Source organism: Kitasatospora sp. NPDC048715 (assembly GCF_043198905.1).
Classification (GTDB): Bacteria; Actinomycetota; Actinomycetes; order Streptomycetales; family Streptomycetaceae; genus Kitasatospora; species Kitasatospora lactacystinica.
Map to the genome: position 1 here is coordinate 1 of NZ_JBICVH010000019.1, position 20,255 is coordinate 20,255.

Sequence of the window (20,255 nt, forward strand, 5' to 3'; positions counted from 1 at the left end):
GGGTGCTCCGGGGGCTGGGTGATTTTCAGACTGCCGACCCTGTGGGTGGGGCGCTGGGCGTCGTTGGCAGTCTGAAAATCACCCGTCACGCCCCTTTCCGCACCCACCCCCTGCGCCGCCCCCTTCCGCAGCGCGTCCCTCTCGCGGGGGCCTTGTTGGGGAGGGGGGCACCTTTGCGGTGGGGGTGGGGGTGGGGGCGCTCCTCTCGGGGGGCGGGTGGGGGTGCTCTCGGGGGAGGGGGTGGGGGCGGGTGGGGGTGCTGGTCTTGGTGGGGTGGGGGAGACTGGGCGCATGCCGGAGCTGCCCGAGGTCGAGGCGTTGAGTGTCTTTTTGTCCGAGCGGTTGATCGGGCGGGTGATCGCTCGGGTGCAGCCGGTGGCGATCAGTGCGTTGAAGACGTACGAACCGCCGGTGACGGTGTTGGAGGGGCGGACGGTCGGGGCGGTGGGCAGGCGCGGGAAGTTCCTGGACGTCGAGGCCGAGGGGCTGCACCTGGTGGTCCACCTGGCCCGGGCCGGTTGGCTGCGGTGGAAGGAGGGCCTGCCCGTCGAGCCGCCGCGGCCGGGGCCGCGCAACCCGTTGGCGTTGCGGGTGCGGCTGGCGGGTGAGGCCGGGGACGGGTTCGACCTCACCGAGGCGGGGTCGAAGAAGGGGCTGGCGGTGTACGTGGTGCGGGACCCGGCGGAGGTGCCGGGGGTGGCCCGGCTCGGGCCGGACCCGCTGGACCCGGCGTTCACGCTGGCGGACTTCGCGGCGCTGCTGCACGGCGAGCGGCGGCGGCTCAAGGGCGTGCTGCGGGACCAGGGTGTGCTGGCGGGGGTGGGCAACGCCTACTCGGACGAGGTGCTGCACGCGGCCCGGATGTCGCCGTACAAGCTCGCCGGGAGCCTGACGGAGGACGAGGTGGCCCGGCTGTACGAGGCGCTGGGCGGCACGCTGCGCGAGGCGGTGGAGCGTTCGCGCGGGCTGGCGGCGGGGGAGCTGAAGGCGGAGAAGAAGCTCGGGCTGCGGGTGCACGGCCGGACCGGTCAGCCCTGCCCGGTCTGCGGGGACACGATTCGTGAGGTGTCCTTCGCGGACTCCTCGTTCCAGTACTGCCCGACCTGCCAGACCGGGGGCAGGCCGCTGGCGGACCGGCGGCTGTCGCGGCTGCTGAAGTGACGGCCGCGGTGGGTGGGACGGTTCGCGGCCGTCCCACCCGGCGTTCGTCGGTCAGCGCTTGATGGCGACGCCGCCCCAGTAGTACGCGGCCTTCGGGTCGGCCGGGGGCTCGCCGTCCGGGCGCCAGGCCAGCACCGGGGCGACGCCCGGCTCGACCAGGTCCCAGCCGTCGAAGAAGCGGACCACGTCGTCGTAGCCGCGCGGGACCAGGGTCATCCCGCCGGCCCGGGCGGCTTCGGCGACCTTGCCGACGGCCTCCGGGTCGAAGTCCGGGGTCGGGGTGGTCAGGGCGATGCAGCTGCCGGCCGGAAGGGCGTCGCGCAGCGCGGCCACCCGGCCCCACGGGTCGTCCTCGTCGGCGATCAGCATCAGGACGGCGATCATCAGCAGGCCGACCGGCTGGGTGAGGTCGAGGGTGGCGGTGAGCGCCGGGTCGGCGAACAGCTCCTCGGGCTTGCGCAGGTCGGCGTGGATGTAGGTGGTGCGGCTGGCCGGGCTGGAGACCATCAGCGCGCGGGCGTGGGCGAGCACGATCGGGTCGTTGTCGACGTAGACCACCCGGGTCCCGGGGCTGACCGCCTCGGCGATCTCGTGGGTGTTCGGCGAGGTCGGGATGCCGGTGCCGAGGTCGAGGAACTGGCGGATGCCGTGCTCCCGGGCCAGGTGGCGCACGGCCCGGCCCTGGAACGCCCGGTTGGCCTTGGCCATCGCCTTGACGCTGGGAACGGCCTGCTCGATGGCCTGCCCCATGGCGCGGTCCGGCGGGAAGTTGGTCTTCCCGCCCAGCCAGTAGTCGTACACGCGCGCAGAGTGCGGGGCGGTGGTGTCGACGCCGAAACGTTCCCACTGGCTGAGCTCGGGGGAGTCGCCGTCCTGCGGGCCCGGGCGGGGGGAGTCCTGACTTGTCGTCATGGCCACGTCCTCTGATGGCAGATCATCACACTGGGGAAGGCACAGCGTAGCGGTCCGGACAGGAGGTGGAGCGTCCGGTCGGGGAAGATCCGTGGAAGATCTCCGGAAGCGGGGTGGACGGCCGATGGCCCTGGGCCGTCGGAGTGGTGATCGGGGCCGTCGGAGTTGCCACCGGGAGGGGCGGCGACGGCCGGGGCATGCATCCACAATGCTGTCAGATCGTCAGATTACTTCGCGCAGATTGCTACTGGTTGCGGCGGGAATGTCCCTCCTGGGCACGGCTGCCGGATGTCGGAGCTACGTGGGCGGCGGGGAGGGCGGAGCCGCGGACGGGGCGGGCGGCGCCGCCGCCCGGTCCGCCCCGGTGGGGCCCGAGGGGGCGCCGGGAGGGCCGGGTGCCGCACCGGCCACGGCCGCCGCGCCGTCGGTGACCCCGGGGGGCACGCCGTCCGCGGCGTCCTCGTCGGCGCCGCCGTCCGCCGTGCCGAGTGCGGTGCCCGTGCGCCGGGTGCTCACCGAGGCGGAGGCCAAGCCGGTGTACGACCTGGACCCGGAGCGGCGGGTGGTGGCGCTCACCATCGACGACGGCCCGGACCCCCGCCACACGCCGACCGTGCTGACGCTGCTGGAGCAGTACGGGATCAGGGCGACGTTCTTCCTGATCGGCGAGAACGCGGTCGAGCACCCCGCCCTGGTGCGGGAGATCGCGGACCGCGGCCACCACATCGCCAACCACACCTGGACCCACCCGGACCTGCGGCACCTGTCCGAGGCCAAGGTGCGGGACGAGCTGGAGCGCACCTCCGACCTGCTGCACCGCACCACCGGCCGGCAGCCCACCTGGTTCCGCGCGCCGGGCGGGGACTGGTCCGCGGCCTCGCTCAAGGTGGCCGCCGACCTCGGGATGCGGAACATGGCCTGGTCGGTGGACCCGAGGGACTGGGCCCGGCCCGGCACCTCGGCGATCATCGACCGGATCCTCAAGAACGTCCGGCCCGGGTCGATCGTGCTCAACCACGACGGCGGCGGGGACCGCTCGCAGACGGTGGCGGCGCTGAAGGCGTACCTGCCGGTGCTCGTCGACTCGGGGTACTACTTCACCGCTCCGCCGAACTGACGGGGTTTCCGGTGGACCTCCGCAGGGTGACGGGTAGCGGTTTTAACCTTTAAACCACTCGAATAGGTGGATTAGAAGAACCGTTTTTGCGGATTTTGGGCCTCTAGGGTGATCTCGCACCGATGAATCCGGGTACCGCCGGGTACCACCTGAAAGGCCCTCACCCATGCGTCTCCGCAACGCCGTGCTCGCCGCCGCCAGCGCCGTCGCCCTCGTCCTCGCCGTTCCCTTCTCCGCCAACGCCGCGGAGGGCGATTTCCTCTACAAGGTCGGCCCCGGGGTCATCACCGGCCTCGCCGACCCGCAGAGCCGCGAGTGCATCGACCTGCCGTGGACGACCGAGGACGCTCCGGGCTTCGCGCCGGAGAACCTCACCCGCTCCACGGCCACGGTCTACCTGGACTTCGGCTGCACGGGAGACGTGTTCTACGTCATGAACCCCGGCAAGAAGCTCGGCGACCGGCTGAAGCTGCGCTCCGTCGTCTTCTCCTGAGCGGACCGTCACCGCTGATCCGAACGGTCCGGCGCCGCGTCGGGAGCCGCCGGACCATCCGCCGAACGGCCCCACCGCCTGTGCTGTGGGGCCGTTCGGGTGAGCGGCGTAGCGTGACTGAGGAGGGGGGCGCCGTCCCGGCCGCGGAGGAGGAAGTCATGTCCGTACGGGAACTGGACGCGGTGAGACAGGAGGCCTTCGGCGGGCGCGTGCTGCAGGTCCTCAACGACGCCTGCCTGGGACTGATGGTCAGCATCGGCCACCAGACCGGGCTGTTCGACCTGATGGCCGGACTCGCCCCCTCGACCGGCGAGGAGATCGCGCGGGCCGCCGGACTGAACGAGCGCTACGTGCGCGAGTGGCTCGGCTGCATGGTCGTCGCCGGCTTCGTGGAGTACGACCCGCAGGAGCGCGCCTACGTGCTGCCGCCCGAGCACGCGGCGTCACTGACCAGGGCGGCCGGGCCGGACAACCTGGCCGGGATGATGCCCTTCCTCGCGATGATGGGCGAGGTCGAACAGGAACTGCTCGGGCACTTCCGCACCGGCGGCGGCATGCCGTACTCGGCGTACCCGCGCTTCCAGCGGCTCCAGGCCGAGGAGACCGCCCGGGTGTACGACCTGGCGCTGGTGGACGCGATCGTGCCGTTGGCGGACGGGCTGACCGAGCGGCTGCGGGCCGGGATCGACGCGGTGGACGTCGGCACCGGGCAGGGGCACGCCGTCACGGTGCTCGCCCGGGCCTTCCCGGAGAGCCGGTTCACCGGCATCGACATCTCCGCCGAGGGGATCGCCGCCGCCCGCGCGGCGGCGGCCGAACTGGGCCTGCGCAACGCCCGGTTCGAGGTCGCCGACTCGGCCGGGCTGACCGGGGAGTACGACCTGGTCACCGCCTTCGACGTGATCCACGACCTGGCCCGCCCGACCCGCACGCTGGCCGCCGTCGCGGGCGCGCTGCGGCCCGACGGCGTCTTCCTGATGGGCGACATCGCCGCCAGCAGCGAGCTGGCGGAGAACATCGGCCACCCGCTGGCGCCCGCGCTCTACACCTTCTCGACCTTCTACTGCATGACGGTCTCGCTCGGTGAGGGCGGGGAGGGCCTCGGGACGGTCTGGGGCGAGCAGACGGCCCGGCGGATGCTGGCGGTGGCCGGGTTCCGCTCGGTCGAGGCGAAGCGGGTCGAGGGGGACGTGCTGAACCTGTACTACGTGGCGCGGCTCGACGGCGCGGCGCAGGGCTGACGGCGCACGGGCGGGCTTCCCGGGCGGGGGCCCGGGCGGATCTCCCGGCCGGGGTGGCCGGGGCCGGCCGGGCGGCGTAGGTTCGAACTGTCCGGCCCGGTCGCCGGCGCCTCGCCGTGCCCGTACGCCCTGCCGTCCTCGTGCGGCCCGCCGTGCCCCGTCGGGCGCAGCAACCTGGGCAGAGCGAAGGAGGGCCTGGGATGACCGGCAACGGCTACGCGCACCCCGAGGCGTTGGTCCGCACCGAATGGCTGGCCCACCACCTGGACGACGGGACGATCAGGGTCGTCGAGGTGGACGAGGACACCGAGGCCTACGACCGGGACCACATCCCCGGCGCGGTCGGCTGGAACTGGACCACCGACCTGCACAGCCAGGTCGGCCGGGACTACGTCGACCGCGAGGGCGTCCAGCACCTGCTGCGGGCGGCCGGGGTCGAGGACGACACCACCGTGGTGCTCTACGGCGGCAACAACAACTGGTTCGCCGCCTACGCCTACTGGCTGCTGCGGCTGCGCGGCTACGGGCCGGTGCGGCTGCTGGACGGCGGGCGCAAGAAGTGGGAGCTGGAGGGGCGGGAGCTCACCCCCGAGGTGATGGACTACCAGCACACCGGCTACCGGATCGGCGGGCCCGAACGGCCGGAGCTGCGGGCGCTGCGGGACGAAGTCCTGGCCAAGGCGGAGGTGTTCGCCAAGCCCGGGGCGGACGCGGTGCTGGTGGACGTCCGCTCGCCGGCCGAGTTCCGGGGCGAGCTGATCGCGCCCCCGCACCTTCCGCAGGAGCAGGCGCAGGTGCCCGGGCACATCCCGGGCGCGGTCAACGTCCCCTGGTCGCAGGCGGCCAACGACGACGGGTCGTTCCGCTCGGCGGAGGAGCTGCGGGAGCTGTACGCGGGGAAGGGCGTGGAAGCGGAGCGCGAGGTGATCGCGTACTGCCGGATCGGCGAGCGCTCCGCGCACACCTGGTTCGCGCTCACCGAGCTGCTCGGGTACCCGCACGTGAAGAACTACGACGGCTCGTGGACGGAGTACGGCTCGCTGGTGCGGGCGCCGGTGACGCTCGGAGCGTGAGTGGCGGGTGGGGCGGGGGCTACGGGTGGGGTGCGGGTGGCGGGTGGGGCCCGCGGGACGGTGTGACGGCTTCGCGGCAGCGCTGCGAAGCCGTCATGTCGGCGGGTTTCTTTTCATGAACATCTCACAATTTGGGAGTGGACGGGGCGCACCCGGGACAAGGATCGATCCAACCCCATCGTTCCGGTGATCCCTGGAGGACCACGTGCGCAAGAGGCTGATCGTCTCTGCTGCCAGTGCCCTGAGCCTGTTCCTGGCCGTCCCCGCTTCCGCTTCCGACTTCCAACCCGGCGCGGCCGGGGTCGGCGACCCGTACTACCCGAGCTACGGCAACGGCGGCTACCGCGTCTCCCACTACGACATCCGGCTGAAGTACCAGCCCGCCACCGACGAACTGGAGGGCACCACGACCATCCTCGCCACGGCGACCCAGAACCTCTCCCGGTTCAACCTCGACTTCGCGCTGAACGTCTCCGAGGTCCGGGTCAACGGGCGGCCCGCGGCCTTCGCCACCAGCGGCGAGCAGGAACTGGAGATCACCCCCGCCCGGCCGCTCGCCAAGGGTGCCCAGGCCACCGTGGTGGTGCGCTACAAGGGCGTGCCGTCCACCGTGAAGCGGTACGGCTTCACCAGCTGGCACCGCACGCCGGACGGCGGGATCGCGGCGAACGAGCCCGAGGCGGCCTGGTGGTGGTTCCCGAGCAACGACCACCCGAGCGACAAGGCCACCTACGACGTCTCGGTCCTCGTGCCGGACGGCACCCAGGCGATCAGCAACGGCGTGCTGACCGGCACCACCTCCCAGGCGGGCTGGACCCGGTACAGCTGGCGCGAGAACAAGCCGCAGGCGACGTACCTGGCCACGCTGGCGATCGGCAAGTTCGACGTCACCCGGGACACCACGGCGAGCGGGCTGCCGGTCTACAACGCGTACAGCAAGGACCTCGGGGAGAACGCCGACGCGGCCCGGGCGAGCGTCGAGCGCACCGGCGAGCTGGTGGACTGGCTGAGCGGCTACTTCGGCGAGTACCCGTTCAGCTCCGTCGGCGGCTACGTCCCCAATGTGCCGACCGGCTACGCCCTGGAGACCCAGACCCGGATCTTCTACAGCCCCCGGCAGTTCGCCAAGGGCTCCAACACCTCCGTGGTCGTGCACGAGCTGGCCCACCAGTGGTACGGCGACAGCGTCTCGCTCTCCCGCTGGAGCGACATCTGGCTGAACGAGGGCTTCGCCCGGTACGCGCAGTTCCTCTGGTCGGAGCACGAGAACGAGGGCACCGCGCAGGAACTGGCGGACTACGTCTACGCCTCGCACCCGGCCGACGACCCGTTCTGGAAGATCAAGCCGGGCGACCCGGGCCCGGACGACCAGTTCTCCGGTGCGGTCTACGAGCGCGGTGCGGTGGCCGTCCAGGCGCTGCGCAACGCCGTCGGGGACGAGAAGTTCTTCCAGATCCTGAAGGGCTGGCCCACCGAGCGCCGCTACGGCAACGCCACCATTCCGGAGTTCCAGGCCTACGCCGAGAAGGTCTCCGGGAAGAAGCTCGGCGACGTGCTGAACACCTGGCTGTTCACCCCGAGCAAGCCCGCGGTCGGACCGGTGCCGCCGGGCACCGCTGCCGCGGCCTCCGCCTCGGCCTCGCCGGCGCCGGGCGCTGACGCCGGCCGGGACGCGGGGCAGCCCCCGGCCGAGCCGAAGTCCTGGAAGAAGATCCAGGAGACCAACTCGGTGCACGAGGCCCATAGCTGACGACATGTCGGACCGGTCGGGCGACGGCTCCGCGGCACCGCTGCGGAGCCGTCGTTTCGGCGCGTTTCTTTTCATGAAGATCTCACGATCGGGGAGTGGGCGAGGGGTTGACGGGAGAAGGATCGATTCGACCCGTCGTTCCGGTGATTCCTGGAGGACCATGTGCGCAAGAGGCTGATCGTCTCCGCCGCCAGTGCCCTGAGCCTGTTCCTGGCCGTTCCCGCTTCCGCTTCCGACTTCCAACCCGGGGCGGACGGGGTCGGGGACCCGTACTACCCGACCCTCGGCAACGGCGGGTACAGCGTGTCGCACTACGACATCCGGCTGAAGTACCAGCCCGCCACCGACGAGCTGGAGGGCACCACGACGATCCTGGCCACGGCGACCCAGGACCTCTCCCGGTTCAACCTCGACTTCGCGCTGAAGGTCTCCGAGGTCCGGGTCAACGGGCGGCCCGCGGCCTTCGCCACCAGCGGTGATCAGGAGCTGGAGATCACCCCTGCCCGGCCGCTGGCCAAGGGTGCCCAGGCCACCGTGGTGGTGCGGTACAAGGATGTGCCGTCCACCGTGGAGAAGTACGGCGGCTACACCGCCTGGCGCCGTACCCCGGACGGTGCGGTGGTGGCCGGCGAGCCCGTGTCGGCCGGCTGGTGGTTCCCGAGCAACGACCACCCGAGCGACAAGGCGACCTTCGACGTCTCGGTGCTGGTGCCGGACGGCAACCAGGTGATCAGCAACGGCGTGCTGACCGGCACCAGCTCGCAGGCGGGCTGGACCCGGTACAGCTGGCGGGAGAACAAGCCGCAGGCGACCTATCTGGCCACGCTGGCGATCGGCAAGTTCGACGTCACCCGGGACACCACGGCGAGCGGGCTGCCGGTCTACAACGCGTACAGCAAGGATCTGGGTGACAACGCCGCCGCGGCGCGGGCGAGTATCGAGCGCACCGGCGAGCTGGTGGACTGGCTGAGCGGCTACTTCGGCGAGTACCCGTTCAGCTCCGTCGGCGGCTACGTCGCCAACACCTCCTCCAGTGGTGCCCTGGAGACCCAGACCCGGGTCTCCTACGGCCCCGGGCTGTTCGCCAGGGGCACCAATACGTCGGTGGTCGTGCACGAGCTGGCCCACCAGTGGTACGGCGACAGCGTCTCGCTCTCCCGCTGGTCCGACATCTGGCTGAACGAGGGCTTCGCCGAGTATTCGCAGTTCCTCTGGTCCGAGCACGAGAACGAGGGCACCGCGCAGGAACTGGCCGACTACATCTACGCCTCACGTCCGGCCGACGACCCGTTCTGGACCGTCAAGCCGGGCGACCCGGGCGAGGACAACCAGTTCTCCCTCGCGGTGTACTACCGCGGCGCGCTGGCCATCCAGGCGCTGCGCAACGCCGTCGGGGACGAGAAGTTCTTCCAGATCCTGAAGGGCTGGCCCACCGAGCGCCGCTACGGCAACGCCACCATTCCGGAATTCCAGGCCTACGCCGAGAAGGTCTCCGGGAAGGAGCTCGGGGACCTGCTGAACACCTGGCTGTTCACCCCGAGCAAGCCCGCGGTCGGACCGGTGCCGCCGGGCACCGCTGCCGCGGCCTCTGCCTCGCCGGCGCCGGGCGCGGACGCCGGCCGGGACGCGGGGCAGCCGCCGGCCGAGCCGAAGTCCTGGAAGAAGATCCAGGAGAGCAGCTCGGTGCACGAGGGACGTCACTGACGGCAGGGCCGCACAGGAGGATCGGGCCGGCGGTTCCGCGCGCACGGCGGGGACCGTCGGCCCGGCCTATGCCGCTCCGGGGCCGTCGGCCGCCAGCAGTTCGGTGAGGCGGCGGACGGCGAAGGGTATGAGCTCGCGGACCGGGACCAGGCGGCAGGCCGCCTCGCCGACCAGCACCTCGCGGATGCCCGCCCTCTTCTCGAACTCCCGCCCCACGACCGGGAAGTGGGTGTCGTTGTCGTCCGCCACGTCCGGTGCCTCGATCCAGACCCGCTCGCCCTGGATCGCCATCGGGAAGCGGCGGAGCTTGAGCCGGCGGTTGGGCGCGAAGGTCTCCGCGTAGTGCAGGAAGGTGTTGCGGTTGTGGCCGACGCCGACCAGCAGCACGTACCCGCCGAGGTCGTGCAGCGCGCCGAAGGGCGACTCCCGGCCGACGGCGAAGCCGAGCGAGCGCCGGGCGGTGACCTCCCGGGCGTGTGCGCCCACGGCGGCGACCGATACCTGCGGGTGGGTGCTGCGCAGGCTCTCCGGCAGGGTGCGCAGAGCCTCCGCCACCGCGCCCGTGGCGGAGGGCAGCCCGGAGTGGAACAGCGGTACGGCGGAGCGGAGTTCGGCCACTTCGGGGCCGGGGGCGCCGCTGTGCCCGGGGGCCGGGTCACGGACCGTGTCGGAGGTGAAGGTGGGCGCGGCGACGGTGCCGCCGGGCCCGACCGCCTCGCGCAGGCTGGCCACCACGGCCGCCGCGCCGCCCTCGACCCGGCCGAGGCTGGAGAGCGAGGAGTGCACGATCAGCGCCATGCCCTCGCGGACGCCCGCCCGGTGCCAGCCCTCCACGAGATCGGCGGTGGTGAGCGGGCCGGTGCCCGGTGTGGTCATGGTGCCCCCTGCGGTGCTGTTCGTGCTGGGATCGTTCGGGGCCGACCATAGCGGGTGGCACTGACAGTCGGTCAGGACGGGGGTGCCGTCGGTCGGTCCGCGGGCCGGAGGCCGGGTCGGAACCCGGTCCGGATCGCGGGTCGGTGCGCTATCCGGCTCACGATCCGGCTCACGGTCGGACGGCCGGTCGCAGGCGCGGGTAGTCGGTGTAGCCGGTGGCCTCCTGGCCGTAGAGGTGGGTGGGGTCGACGGGGGCGAGCGGGGCGTACGCGGCGAACCGTTCCGGCAGATCGGGGTTGGCGATGAAGGCGCGGCCGTAGGAGACCAGGTCGGCCAGGCCGGCGGCGAGCACCGCCTCGCCGCGCTCGCGGTCGGTGGCGGCGCGGTTCTCGCCGACGTTGCCGATCAGCGGGCCGGACCAGCGCGGTCGCAGGTCGGCCAGGGCCGGGTAGTCGTCGTTGTCGGTGAGGTGGAGGTAGGCCAGGCCGAGGGCGTCGAGTTCGCCGAGCAGCGCGCGGTAGACCGGCGCGGGGTCGGCCTCGTGCATGCCGAACTGCGGGTTGCCGGGGGACAGTCGCAGGCCGAGGCGGTCGGGGCCGACGGCCTCGGCGACGGCGGTGACCAGCTCGATCGGGAAGCGCAGCCGGTCGGCGAGGGTGCGCGGGCCGTACTCGTCGGTGCGCAGGTTGGTGTTGTCGGCCAGGAACTGGTGGATCAGGTAGGAGTTGGCGCCGTGGAGTTCGACGGCGTCGAAGCCGGCGTCGAGGGCCAGGCGGGCGGAGGCGACGTGGTCGGCGACGGTGCGGTGGATCTCCTCGCGGGTCATGGCGCGCGGGGTGACGGCCTCGGCCTTGCCGCCGTCCTTGACGTGCACCGGGCCCGGGGCGGGGACGGCGGAGGGGCCGGCCGGGACGTCGCCGAGCAGCCGGTTGAGCGGGTGGCCCTGGCGTCCGCCGTGCATCAGCTGGGCGACGATCCGGCCGCCGGCGGCGTGCACGGCCCCGGTCACCGCGCGCCAGCCGGCCACGTGCGCGGGCGTCTCCAGGCCGGGCAGGCGCCAGCCGGACTGGCCCTGCCGGCTGGGCCAGATGCCCTCGGTGACGATCAGGCCGGCGCTCGCGCGCTGGGCGTAGTGCTCGGCGACGACGGGCAGGGGCGTACCGTCCTCGGCGGCCCGGTACCGCGTCATCGGGGCCATGACGACGCGGTTCGGCAGGTCGAGCCGGCCGAGGCGGTACGGGGTGAGCAGGGTTGCGGTGGCGGTGGTGGTCATGCCGGTACGGTAGAACCTGACATCAGTGTCAGGTTCAAGCGCGCTCGGCGGCCTCGGTGAGGATCAACTCCTCGATGCCGCAGAGGAACCGTTCCATCGCGGTGCGCGGGAGCAGGGACGGGTCCGCCGTCATGGCCAGGCTCAGTGCCTCGGCGGACTGCAGGACGTCCAGGGCGTAGGTCAGGCCGGGGCGCGGTTCGAACTCCACCGGCCAGGTGAGCGTGGTCCGGTCCTCGCCGGGGTCGGCCGCCACCGGGAGGAGCTCCCGGGTGTCGTTGAACACGCAGGAGCGGTCCGCGAGTCGGACGCCCTCGGCGGTCAGTCGCGCGACCTCGGCGGCCAGGGCAGACCTGTCGTAGTACGCGTGCCGGTAGGTGCCGATCGCCGCGGCGTGGGTCCGGCGCACCACCTCGCCGAACTCGGCCGTGGCGTCCGGAAGACGGAACAGGCCGTCGCCCGCGACCACGCTCACCGCGTCGGCCAGTTCGGGCAGGAAGCGGTTGTTGACCACGACGTTCAGCACGGCCTCGGTCGAGCCGGCGAGCCGGGCGGTCATCGCCGCCGTCGCGGCGAGCAGAACCGAGCTCGTGCTGACCCGGTGCCTGGCCGCCACCCGCTCGACGGCCCGGGGCAGGGCGGGGGAGCGGAGCACCGCGTTCGGGAACCGGGCGGGCTGCTCGGCGGCCGGCGGGAAGAGCCGGTCCGGGCCCAGCCGGAGCTTGCGCACGAACTGCTTGCGGGCCGCCGCATCGCGCTGCAGGCCCCGGTCGGAGGTCTGGAACTCGGCCTCCTCCAGCGGCTGTCGGGTGGATCGGCGCAGCTCGGCCAGCTCCTCGGGCGAGCCGCCGAGGCAGAGCGCGGCCAGGTCGGCGACCAGCCGGCTCATTCCGGAGCCGTCCACCGCGGTGTGCGAGAGCACCAGGCTGACGTGCCGGACCAGCCCGTCCGCCGTCACCGCGCCGATCCGCAGCGGCCACTGGACGGCGGTGTCGAAGGCCTGGGCCGCCAGTTCCTCGTGCAGCCGGGCGCCTTGCCCGGCCGGGTCCTGGCCTTCCCCGGCGGTCAGCAGGTGGACGGCCAGGGTGCCTTCGCCGTCCACGGTCTGGCGGAGGTCGCCGGCCTCGTCCGGGAGCAGGCGGGTGTGCAGCGAGTCGTGCAGGTGCAGCAGCTGTTCCAGCGCGGTCAGCAGGACCGGCAGCGGCAGCCCCGGGTCCAGCGGCGCCGCGGTGGCGATGTTGTAGCGCGGCGCATCGGCCGGCGGCAGCTGTCGTACGGCGTCCCAGATGGCCCGTTGGCCCCAGGTGGCCGGGCCGGATCCGGTCCGGCCGGACGAGAAGGGGATCTCCAGAAGTTGACGAGTGGTCACCGATCGGCTCTCCGTGGTGCGGTGGTCGTTGAGTCGTGCCGGTGCGTTGGGAGCGCGGGTGCTGCTGGGGAGAGTGTGGCGCACCGCCCGCCGCGCGTCGAGGGCTGCGCGGGTGGCGCCGGTCGAGTGCGCGGGTCCGTCGAGGGGGGCTGGGTGGAGCCTGCCGGCTCGTCGCCGCCGGCGGTCCCGGGGGTTCCAAAGGTCTCTTGACGTGAAGTATCTTGATGTCGAGATTGATGTCGATCACGCGACGGGGGACTGCCATGCGGGGAAACGGACTGATGGCGCAGCTGCGGCGGCCGCCGGGCGGGCGGGACGCGCGGATCATGCTGCTGGCGCAGTGCGTCGACCGGACCGGCACGGGGGTGTGGGCGGCGGCCTCGGTGCTCTACTTCACCTATGCGTGCGGAATGGACGCGCGGCAGCTGGGGCTGCTGCTCGGGGTGGGGGCGGTGGCGGGGATCGCCGGGTCCCCGCTGGCCGGGCGGGCGGCCGAACGGGTCCCGGTGCGGTGGCTGCTGATCGGCTGCCACCTGCTGCGGCTGGGGGCGATGGGACTGCTCCTGGTGGTCGACGACTTCGGCGCGCTGCTGCCCGTGGTGGCCCTGATCTGCCTGGCCGAGCGGGCCGCCAAGACGCTGGAGATGCTGTTCGCGACCCGGGTGGCGGGCGAGCGGCGGGCCACCTACCAGGCACTGTTCCGCAGCGTGGCCAACGCCGGGTACGCGCTCGGCGCGGGCGTCGCCGCGATCGGACTGGCGGTGGGGACCGCGGGCGCCTACCGGGTGCTGATCGCGGCCAACGGGCTGTCCTACCTGCTGGCCGCCGTGCTGGTCCGGCGCACCCGGGAGCCGTCCGGGCGCGGCCTGGTCGCGGCGAAGGCCGGCGACCGGCCCGGCGGCGAGCCCGCCGGGACGCCGTCCGCCGTGCCGAGCCCCTGGCGCGACCGCGGCTACCTGCGGTTCGTCCTGCTGGACATGCCGCTGAACCTGGACGACTCGATCCTCAACGTCGGGCTGCCGCTCTGGCTGGTCCACCGCACCGGCGCGCCGCACGCCGTCGTCCCGGTCTTCCTGGTGCTCAACACGGTGCTCGTGGTGCTGCTGCAACTGCGGGTCTCGGCCTGGGCGGAGGGCGCGCTCGGGGCGGCCGCCGCGCTGCGCTGGTACGGGGTGACGGTGCTGGGCGGCTGTCTGCTGATCGTGCTCGCCACCGGCGCCGGGCCGGCCGTGGCCTCGGTCGCGCTGCTGGGCGCGGCGGTCCTGATCACCCTGGCGGAGCTGCTGCGCTCGGTGAGCTCCTGGGAGCTGGCGGTGGTGCTGGCCCCGCCGGGCGCCCGGGCCTCGTACCTGGGGGTCGCCGGGATGTCCCAGTCGGTGCAGAAGTCGGTCGGGCCGCTGCTGCTGACCGGGGTGGTGATGGCGGCCGGACCGCTCGGCTGGCTCGGTCTCGGCGCGGCCACCGTCGGTCTCGGCGCGCTCCAGCGCCGGGCCGCCCTGCGGCGGCTGGCGACGCTGGGCGGGGCGGCCGACGGCACCGTGGCCGAGCCGGCGCGTCCGGCCCCGGCGTCGGCCACGGCGGGCTGAGCCGATCCGGGGCCCGCGCCGGCCCGTGGAGCGGGCGTGCCGCTCGGTGGGCGGCGGCCGCCACCGGGCGGTGGCGGCGCATCCAGCCGGCGGCCGGGGCGGCGCACAGGGCGGCGAGACGACCGCCCCGGCCGCCACCAGCCCGACCGGCCGCCGTGGCAGCGCCCACGGCCCCGGCACGCCGAGGACGCCCAGCGCGGCGTGCACGGCGCCGAGTTGGGCGCCGGTCACGGCGCAGCCCAGCACCACGCCGACCGCGGCCACCAGCACCGCCTCGGCGGTCACCAGGCGGACCATCTGGCCCCGGGTGGCGCCGGCCGGCCGGAGCAGGGCGAGTTCGCGGCGGCGGTCCCCGGTGGTGGTGAGCAGGGTGTTGGCGAGCGCGATCGCGGTGCGGAGGAGCGCGAGGCCGAGCACCAGGACGGTCCGCAGCCAGGAGGTCCGGGCGTTCGCGGGGGAGGTGGCGGCGAACCGGCCGGCCCGGTCGAGGACCGTCGCCCCGTACGGACGGAGGGCGGCCCGGGCGCGGTCGGCGCGCCCTCGTACGGGTGAGGTTGCCGGGTCGGCCCGGAGCGCGGTGATACGCATACGGATCGCTTGTCGACTCGACGGAGGACCACATGGCCGCCAATGGCTGGACGGACGACCTGCTCGACCGGATGCGCAGCACCGGGGACCCGCTCGGGGACGCCGCCATCGCCGAGACCTACGCGCTGGGCCGGCAGGAGGAGGTGCGGCAGACACTGCTCGGCTTCGGCCGGAACAGCGACACCGTCCCCGCGGGGCTGCCGCCCAAGCTCCAGCAGTACTTCGAGGAGACCACGGCCCTGCCCTCCTGGGCGGACCGGGAGCAGATGGAGCGCGGCCACCGGCTGCTCGGCCGCTACCAGCCGCTCATCGCCGCGATCCTGCTCTGCGGCTCGCTCCCGCTCTGCTACACCTGCGGCAACGGGGCCGAGGTGCTGGTCCGTTCGCAGCGCCTCACCTCCGGGGTGTACCGGCGGCTGGCGGAGACCTCGCAGTTCGTCGTCGACGTCCTCGACGACGACGGCCTGGGGCCGAGCGGCCACGGGCTCCGCTCGGCGCAGAAGGTCCGGCTGCTGCACGCCACCATGCGCTACCACGTGTCCCAGCTGGGCGACTGGGACGCCGCCGCGCTGGGGGTGCCGGTCAACCAGGAGGACCTGGCCGGCACCCTGTTGAGCTTCTCGGTACTGATCCCGCAGGGCCTGGGCGAGCTGGGCGTCGAGCTGCCGCCCGAGGACCGGGACGCCTACTTCCACATCTGGCGGGTGGTCGGCCACGTCCTGGGAGTCCACGAGCAGCTGAACCCGGCCAAGTTCGGCGACGGCGAGGCCCTGAAGGACACCGTCATCCGCCGGCAGCAGCGGCCCTCGGAGGCCGGGACGGTGCTGACGAAGGGCGTGCTGGACTTCATCAAGGAGGTGCTGCCGGTCCCGCCGGGGGCGGGCCCCACGCTGATCCGGCACCTGATCGGGGACAGGTCCGCCGACGTCGTCAAGGTGCCCCCGGCGGACAGCCTCACCCGGCTGGGGCTGAGCGCCGCCGCCCTGCCCTCCTTCGGGTACGGCAAGACCGGCGACACCCTGCCGCCGCTCGCCGAACTGGCGAGCCGGCTGGGGCTGCTGGTCTTCAAGGAGGGGCTGCTGCTGACCAACAAGGGCCGGCGCCGGGAGTGGCAGGTGCCCACCGGACTGACCGACTCCTCGGCCTGATCCGTCCACCGTCCACCGTCCGTCGCCTGCCGCCTGCCGCCTGCCGCCTGCCGCCTGCCGTCCGTCGCCTGCCGCTCGCCGCCCGCGGCCGGTCGCCCGCCCGGGTCCTCCGGGCGGGCGACCCGCTCGGGCGGCAGGGCTCCGCCGGAGCGCCGGACCCTGATGATCCACGGACCGCATCGCCCGACCGTAGAGGTGGTGCGGGCAAGGACCATCCCCTACCCGAGACGTGCACGGATCAGCCGGGTGGCCGAGGACGGGTCGTCCCGAGGGGGGATGACCGGCCGGGCGCCACGGCGTCAGCGTGGGGCCCATGACGGGAACGGAAGACATGAGAGAGCGTCAGTTCAGCGCGATCCGAAGGCGTTTCACCCCGGCGGCCGTGGCGGTCGGACTGGCGTCCGCGCTGCTGGCGGCCCTGGTGCCCACCGCGGCCCGGGCCGCGGACGGCGACCCCGGGGCCGGCCTGGACCTCGACCGGGGCGGCTGGACCGCGAAGGTCAGCCGCACCGAGTACGGCGTCCCGCACGTCGTCGCCCGCGACTTCGGCGGCCTCGGCTACGGCTACGGCTACGCCTTCGCCCAGGACAACCTGTGCCAGCTCGCCGACCAGGTGGTCACCGTGCGCGGCGAGCGCTCGCGCCACTTCGGCCCGGACGCCCGGTCCGTCGACCTGGTGACCAACCTGGTGAGCGACACCTACCAGCGGGGTGTGCTGGGCACCGGGACGGTGCGGCGGCTGCTGGCCGCCCCCGCGCCGCTCGGCCCGACCGACGAGGCGCGGCAGCTGGTGGACGGCTACGTCGCCGGGTACAACCGCTACCTGGGCGACACCGGCGCCGACCACCTCCCGGACCCGTCCTGCCGGGGGAAGGCCTGGGTCGGGCCGATCACCGCGGACGACCTGTGGAACATCCTCTACGACGTCAACACCGAAGCGGGCAGCTCCGCCGCCAAGCAGCAGATCGCCACGGCCGTCCCGGGTGCCGGGGCCGGACTCGCCCCCGGGGCGACCGCGGAGGGAACGTCCGGAGCCGGGGCGGCCCCGGCCCGGATCGCCGCTCCCGGCCGCTCCGCCGACAACCCCGAACTCGGCAGCAACGCCTGGGCGATCGGGCGCGACGCCAGCCGCAACGGCAACGGCCTGCTGCTGGCCAACCCCCACCTCCAGTGGGCCGGTTCGCAGCGTTTCTACCAGGCCCAGCTGACCATCCCCGGCGTCCTGGACGTCGCCGGCGCCGGACTGTACGGCATCCCGTTCCTCCAGATCGGCCACACCCGCGGCCTCGCCTGGAGCCACACCACCAGCTACGCGGACCACTACGCCCTCCACCGGCTCACGCTGGTGCCCGGCGACCCGACCGCGTACCTGGTGGACGGCAAGGTCGAACGGATGGCCCAGGAGGCCGTCAGGATCACCGTCCGGGCCGCCGACGGGACGCTCTCCACCGTCGACCGGACCGTCTACCGCTCCCGCCTCGGCTACGTCCTCTCCGAGGGCTGGACCGGGCAGTACGCCTACACCCTCGGCGACGCCAACGCCGAGAACCTCCGCTCCCTGAACCAGTGGCTGGCGATCGGCCGGGCCCAGAACCTCGACCAGCTGCGCCAGGCCCAGCGCACCTACCAGGGCCTCCCCTGGGTGTACACGACGGCCGTCGACTCCAGCGGCACCACCTGGTTCACCGACGCCTCCGCCGTCCCGCACCTCCCCGACGAGCAGCTCGGCCGCTGCCTGGCCGCGGTCACCGCCATCGGACCGGTGCTGGACGGTTCGACCACCGCCTGCGATCCGGGCCGCGACCCGGACGCGCTCGTGCCCGGCGTCTTCGGCCCCGCCAACCACCCGGCACTGACCCGCACCGACTACGTCGCCAACGCCAACAACGGCCCGTACCTGACCAACGCGGACGCGCCGATCACCGGCCTGCCCACCGTCTACCGGGGCGCCTCCGAGCGGATGCTGCGCACCCAGCTCAGCCTGCGGATGATCGCCGACCGCAGGGCCGGCACCGACGGCCTCGGCGCCCCCGGCTTCACCCTCGGCTCGCTCCAGGCGACGATGTTCGGCAACCGGGTGCAGAGCGCCGAACTCGACCGCGACGACGCCGTGGCCCTGTGCCGCGCCCACCCGGAGATCGCCGCGTCCGACGGCACCCGGGTGGACGTGCGCCCGGCGTGCGGCGCGCTCGCGGCCTGGGACACGAGGGCCGACGCCGACAGCCGGGGCACCGTGCTCTGGCAGGCGTACCGGGACGCGCTGGCGAAGACCGGCACGACCGCCTGGCAGACGGTCCCGGCCGACCCGGCCCGGCCGCTGACCACCCCGCGCGGCATCGACGCCGCCAACCCCGTCGCCCAGCGCGCGCTGGCCGACGCGGTGAAGGACCTGGCGAGCCGCGGCCTGCCGGTGGACGCCCCGATCGGCAGCGTCCAGCGCTGGGCGGGCATCCCGCTGCACGGCTGCTCCCACCAGCTGGGCTGCTTCAACGTCGTCACGGCCGGACCGGACTCGGGCGCCGGCGGCGGCACCTACCCGACGGACGTCCGCAGCGTCCCGCACGGCGCCACCTTCGTGATGGCGACCGAGCTGACCGACCGGGGCCCGCGCACCCGGACGCTGCTCACCTACGGCGAGTCCGCCGACCCGACGTCCTCCCACTTCACCGACCAGACCCGCGCCTACGCCCGCAAGCAGTGGGTGACCGAGCGCTTCACCGAGGCCGAGATCCGCTCCGCCCCGGGCCTCACCGTCACCACCCTGCGACGCTGACCCGTCCTCGCTCCGGGCTCCGGGCGGCCGCCGTTGCCATGACGGCGGCCGCCGTCACCGTGAACAGCCCCTGTCCGACCGAGCAGAGGGTCGCCGACACAGGCGCCGCGCGGCAGGATCCGGCGGATCAGATGCGGATGGCGGTGACGACGTGGTAGTCGACGAGGCCGTCGCGCCAGGCGGTGAGGAAGTTGCGGGACCAGTGGGCGGTGGGGACGACGTCGACGAGGTAGCGGTCGAAGCCCGGCCAGACCTCGGCGCCGATGGACTCCGTGGTGATGTCGGTGAAGCCGGAGCGGGTGAGGGCGGCGGTGAAGTCGTCGAGGGGGTGGGCGACGTCGAGGCCGTCGGCGAAGCTGGCGAGGAGGATCTTGAGGCGTTCGGCGATGTCGGCGCCCGGGGCGGTGAAGAAGGTGGTCACGACGAGCCGGCCGCCGGGGCGCAGCACGCGGGCCGACTCCCGGGCGAAGCCGGTCAGCTCGCGGAAGTGCTGGGCCGCCTCGACGGAGAAGACGCCGTCCAGATAGCCGTCGGAGAAGGGGAGTTCGTCCGCCGATCCGAGGGTGTACGCCAGCCGATCGGGGTACGTCGCCAGGGCTCTCGCGTTGACGGCGCGGGCCCGCTCGATCTGGTCCGGGTGGATGTCCACCCCCGTCACCCCCGCGAAGCGGAACTCCCGCAGTGCCAGCGCCGAGCCCAGCCCGCGCCCGCAGCCCACCTCCGCCAGCCGCAGCCGTTCGCGCGGCTCGGGGAACTCCCGCAACGCCCGCCGGTAGAGCTGCTCCTGGCTGCGCACCCGGTCCTCGGTGGTCGGGGCGGCGAGGTCGATCCCTTGCCAGTAACCGAAATTGATGAAGCCTCCGGCGAAACTGGCGACCTTGGCCAGATCATCGGTGCCGTAGGTCTTGCGCACGGTCGGGGGGATGCGGTTGTGATCCATGGGCCGCTGGGTCTCCTGCTCGGTGGGCGCCCGGCCGTCGGGCGCGCCGAGGTACGTACCCAAACCTGTGGTGGTGCGAACACGGTACGTGATCAGGGAGGGCCCCGGGGACAGTGGGGGGCGTGGTGGTGGGGCGCGGGGGGGGGGGGCCCCCCCCCCCCCCCCGGGGGGGGCCCCGGCGCGGGGGGCCGGGGGGGCCATACGGGTCAGCATCACCCGGGTGGGCCCCCTGTATAAGCGGGTGTTACCGCCCA

Annotated in this window: 16 protein-coding genes and 1 pseudogene; 10 read left to right on the plus strand and 7 right to left on the minus strand. The window is 73.5% G+C overall.

The features are described from left to right. Positions 1 to 291: 291 nt before the first annotated feature. On the plus strand, positions 292 to 1,161 hold the full coding sequence (locus ACGFSC_RS31335; RefSeq protein ID WP_359904887.1) for a DNA-formamidopyrimidine glycosylase family protein: 870 nt from the start codon (positions 292 to 294) through the stop codon (positions 1,159 to 1,161). Between the two features lie 51 nt (positions 1,162 to 1,212). On the opposite strand, the gene ACGFSC_RS31340 is transcribed toward ACGFSC_RS31335, so the two are convergent. Together ACGFSC_RS31340 and ACGFSC_RS31345 are read right to left on the minus strand one after the other, a co-directional pair. Beyond that, positions 1,213 to 2,073, minus strand: a complete 861-nt coding sequence (locus ACGFSC_RS31340; RefSeq protein WP_359904884.1) for an SAM-dependent methyltransferase — start codon at positions 2,071 to 2,073, stop codon at positions 1,213 to 1,215. Positions 2,074 to 2,370: 297 nt separating this feature from the next. Continuing rightward, positions 2,371 to 2,589 carry a hypothetical protein gene (locus tag ACGFSC_RS31345; protein WP_359904881.1) on the minus strand — a complete coding sequence of 73 codons (219 nt, stop codon included), beginning with the start codon at positions 2,587 to 2,589 and terminating at the stop codon, positions 2,371 to 2,373. Between ACGFSC_RS31345 and ACGFSC_RS31350 the strand changes: the two genes are divergently transcribed. From ACGFSC_RS31350 to ACGFSC_RS31375, 6 genes are all read left to right on the plus strand, one after another. Further along, positions 2,582 to 3,190, plus strand: coding sequence for a polysaccharide deacetylase family protein (locus ACGFSC_RS31350; RefSeq protein WP_359904878.1), 609 nt, complete (start codon positions 2,582 to 2,584; stop codon positions 3,188 to 3,190). The two genes, ACGFSC_RS31345 and ACGFSC_RS31350, sit on opposite strands and share 8 nt — an antisense overlap. Before the next feature lie 166 nt (positions 3,191 to 3,356). Next, positions 3,357 to 3,683: a hypothetical protein gene (locus ACGFSC_RS31355; protein ID WP_359904875.1), complete on the plus strand. Its 327-nt coding sequence runs from the start codon at positions 3,357 to 3,359 to the stop codon at positions 3,681 to 3,683. A gap of 158 nt (positions 3,684 to 3,841) precedes the next feature. Then, the gene (locus ACGFSC_RS31360; protein WP_359904872.1) at positions 3,842 to 4,924 is read left to right on the plus strand and encodes a methyltransferase domain-containing protein; all 1,083 of its coding nucleotides are present in this window, start codon (positions 3,842 to 3,844) and stop codon (positions 4,922 to 4,924) included. 200 nt (positions 4,925 to 5,124) lie between these two features. Continuing rightward, the gene (locus ACGFSC_RS31365) at positions 5,125 to 5,997 is read left to right on the plus strand and encodes a sulfurtransferase (protein WP_359904869.1); all 873 of its coding nucleotides are present in this window, start codon (positions 5,125 to 5,127) and stop codon (positions 5,995 to 5,997) included. A gap of 205 nt (positions 5,998 to 6,202) precedes the next feature. Further along, positions 6,203 to 7,747 (plus strand): M1 family metallopeptidase, encoded by a 1,545-nt coding sequence (locus ACGFSC_RS31370; RefSeq protein WP_359904866.1) that lies wholly within the window; start codon positions 6,203 to 6,205, stop codon positions 7,745 to 7,747. Between the two features lie 162 nt (positions 7,748 to 7,909). Then, positions 7,910 to 9,451, plus strand: coding sequence for a M1 family metallopeptidase (locus ACGFSC_RS31375; protein ID WP_359904863.1), 1,542 nt, complete (start codon positions 7,910 to 7,912; stop codon positions 9,449 to 9,451). A 66-nt stretch (positions 9,452 to 9,517) separates the two neighbouring features. On the opposite strand, the gene ACGFSC_RS31380 is transcribed toward ACGFSC_RS31375, so the two are convergent. The 3 genes from ACGFSC_RS31380 to ACGFSC_RS31390 all read right to left on the minus strand — a co-directional run bounded on the left by ACGFSC_RS31380 (position 9,518) and on the right by ACGFSC_RS31390 (position 12,966). Continuing rightward, entirely contained in the window at positions 9,518 to 10,327 is an 810-nt protein-coding gene (locus ACGFSC_RS31380; protein WP_359904860.1) for an AAC(3) family N-acetyltransferase, read from the minus strand. A 169-nt stretch (positions 10,328 to 10,496) separates the two neighbouring features. Further along, the gene (locus ACGFSC_RS31385) at positions 10,497 to 11,600 is read right to left on the minus strand and encodes an alkene reductase (protein ID WP_359904857.1); all 1,104 of its coding nucleotides are present in this window, start codon (positions 11,598 to 11,600) and stop codon (positions 10,497 to 10,499) included. 34 nt (positions 11,601 to 11,634) lie between these two features. Continuing rightward, positions 11,635 to 12,966, minus strand: coding sequence for a condensation domain-containing protein (locus ACGFSC_RS31390; RefSeq protein WP_359904854.1), 1,332 nt, complete (start codon positions 12,964 to 12,966; stop codon positions 11,635 to 11,637). A gap of 281 nt (positions 12,967 to 13,247) precedes the next feature. Here ACGFSC_RS31390 and ACGFSC_RS31395 point away from each other — a divergent pair, with 281 nt between their 5' ends. After that, positions 13,248 to 14,552, plus strand: a complete 1,305-nt coding sequence (locus ACGFSC_RS31395) for an MFS transporter (protein WP_359904851.1) — start codon at positions 13,248 to 13,250, stop codon at positions 14,550 to 14,552. Between the two features lie 228 nt (positions 14,553 to 14,780). Here the strand turns inward: ACGFSC_RS31395 and ACGFSC_RS31400 are convergent. Continuing rightward, a pseudogene (locus ACGFSC_RS31400) lies at positions 14,781 to 15,140 on the minus strand (FtsX-like permease family protein); the annotation flags it as partial. 32 nt (positions 15,141 to 15,172) lie between these two features. Between ACGFSC_RS31400 and ACGFSC_RS31405 the strand changes: the two are divergent. After that, positions 15,173 to 16,288: an oxygenase MpaB family protein gene (locus ACGFSC_RS31405; RefSeq protein ID WP_359904848.1), complete on the plus strand. Its 1,116-nt coding sequence runs from the start codon at positions 15,173 to 15,175 to the stop codon at positions 16,286 to 16,288. Positions 16,289 to 16,619: 331 nt separating this feature from the next. Continuing rightward, positions 16,620 to 19,061: a penicillin acylase family protein gene (locus ACGFSC_RS31410; RefSeq protein WP_359904846.1), complete on the plus strand. Its 2,442-nt coding sequence runs from the start codon at positions 16,620 to 16,622 to the stop codon at positions 19,059 to 19,061. 127 nt (positions 19,062 to 19,188) lie between these two features. On the opposite strand, the gene ACGFSC_RS31415 is transcribed toward ACGFSC_RS31410, so the two are convergent. Then, positions 19,189 to 20,001, minus strand: coding sequence for a methyltransferase domain-containing protein (locus tag ACGFSC_RS31415; protein WP_359904843.1), 813 nt, complete (start codon positions 19,999 to 20,001; stop codon positions 19,189 to 19,191). Positions 20,002 to 20,255 lie beyond the last annotated feature (254 nt).